A 1832-nucleotide genomic window follows, 5' to 3' on the forward strand; every position below is an offset into this window, starting at 1 on the left:
GCTCCAGCAACTTATTGACTACGCCCAGGCTCATTGCTGCCACTAGTGTGCCCCAGAGGTTGCCAACGCCACCAAAGACCACCACCATGAAAGAGTCGATGATGTAGTTCTGGCCAAGATTTGGACCCACATTGGTCAGCTGAGACAGAGCAACACCAGCAACGCCGGCAATACCGGAGCCAAGGCCAAAGGTCATTGCATCAACACGGTGGGTGGGAATACCCATAGAGTTGGCCATGGCACGATTTTGGGTAACTGCCCGCATATTCAAACCAAATCGGGTGTAGTGCATGATAAATAACAGAGTCAGAAAGACGGTCAGACTGAAGCCAATGATGTAGACCCGGTTCCAGGTTAAAGATAAAGCATCATTGATGATCCAGGAGCCGCTCAACCATTCCGGTGTTGATACTGCCTGATTCAGGGGAGAAAAAATGGTTCTAACGGCCTGTTGAAGTATCAGACTGATACCAAAAGTAGCCAGAAGCGTTTCCAGTGGGCGACCATAAAGGTGACGTATGACGAGTCGCTCAATCAAAATGCCAACCGTACCAGCGACAACAAAGGCGGCAGGAATGGCAATAAACAAAGATTGCTCCATTAATGATGGAAAGGCAGATTGAATGATGAAAGTCGTATAAGCGCCAAGCATCATCATTTCGCCATGAGCCATGTTGATAACGCCCATAACGCCAAAAGTGATCGCCAGCCCAATGGCAGCCAGAAGTAATACTGAACCCAGACTCAAGCCAAAAAAAACACTTTCTATTGCGGAATAGTAGTCTTGTCTTCGATCCATGTCGGCCAGAGCAGAGTCTATGCCCAGAAGAATTTCCTTGTTTTTAGTCTCTGTTTTAATTGACTCCAGTGCTGAACGAACAATCGGATCATCAGACTCAGACAGAATTTCAAGGCTTTGAAGCTTCAGTTCATCATTGCCGTGTTGGATATGATACAAGGCAACCGCTGTTGTCAGAGCCGAATGAACATCCTCATCGGATTCTGTCTTCAGCATCGCCTTCAGAATGGCTAACGTCTCAGCCTGAATGTTCCTGGAGGTTTCTTTCACTGCCTGGAGGCGCTTGTCCGGGTCTTCAGACTTGAGATCCCAGATTGCCAATGCGGTTCTGATGGCGTTTCTCAGCCGGTTATTGATTTTGATTTTTTTCAGGCTGCGTTTTTTGACTTCACCCAATGCTTCATCTGTGATCGGGTCTGCAATGAGATACATACGGCCTGATCTGTTGCCTATGACCAGGCGATCTGTGCTCTTTTCAATAAACAGTTGGCCAGACAACCACAGGGTTAAAAGCTTCTGGCTTTCATCATCACCCTTGGCAGAGAGTTCGGTGATGGTGGCCTCCAGTTTGTCCCATGACTTTTCACTCAATTGTCTGGCCAGCTCTTCACGACTGTTGGTGTGACTGTCGGTCAGAGCCTGTGCTGATGAGACAAAGACAAAAAGAAGACAGAGGCATACTAACGGCAATATTTGCCAGAGTCTCCAGATCATAGAATTTCCAGTTAATAAGTATTTGGTGGTCTGCCTTGCTTCAGGCAGGCTTTGGGAACGGCATGAAAGAGTTAACTTCTCATGCCATGTGGCATCAAAAAAAACGACTAATCAATCAGTAGTTCTGACCGGAGCAGACGCCTGATTCCAGGTTGTAGTTGCCGCATTTGATTGGGGCTGACCAGTCAGCAACGATCTTTGAGCTTTCGGGCAGATATTGAGTCCAGGCATCACCAATGACACCACCCTTGGTTTCCCAGACGATTTCGAACTGGCCATCGTCCTGAATTTCGCCAATCAATACCGGTTTGGTCAGGTG

General features: G+C 47.7%; 2 protein-coding genes. Both read right to left on the reverse strand.

Annotated features, from left to right (window positions below; genetic code table 11):
* Positions 1-1513, reverse strand: a 1513-nt coding sequence (gene urtB, locus KDK19_RS04290; RefSeq protein ID WP_257291394.1) for an urea ABC transporter permease subunit UrtB, incomplete at its 3' end; no start/stop codon positions are given.
* 115 nt (positions 1514-1628) lie between these two features.
* Positions 1629-1832, reverse strand: a 204-nt coding sequence (locus tag KDK19_RS04295; protein ID WP_257291395.1) for an ABC transporter substrate-binding protein, incomplete at its 5' end; no start/stop codon positions are given.

Origin of the sequence: Endozoicomonas sp. ONNA1 (assembly GCF_024606325.1) — a bacterium.
Classification (GTDB): domain Bacteria; phylum Pseudomonadota; class Gammaproteobacteria; order Pseudomonadales; family Endozoicomonadaceae; genus Endozoicomonas_A.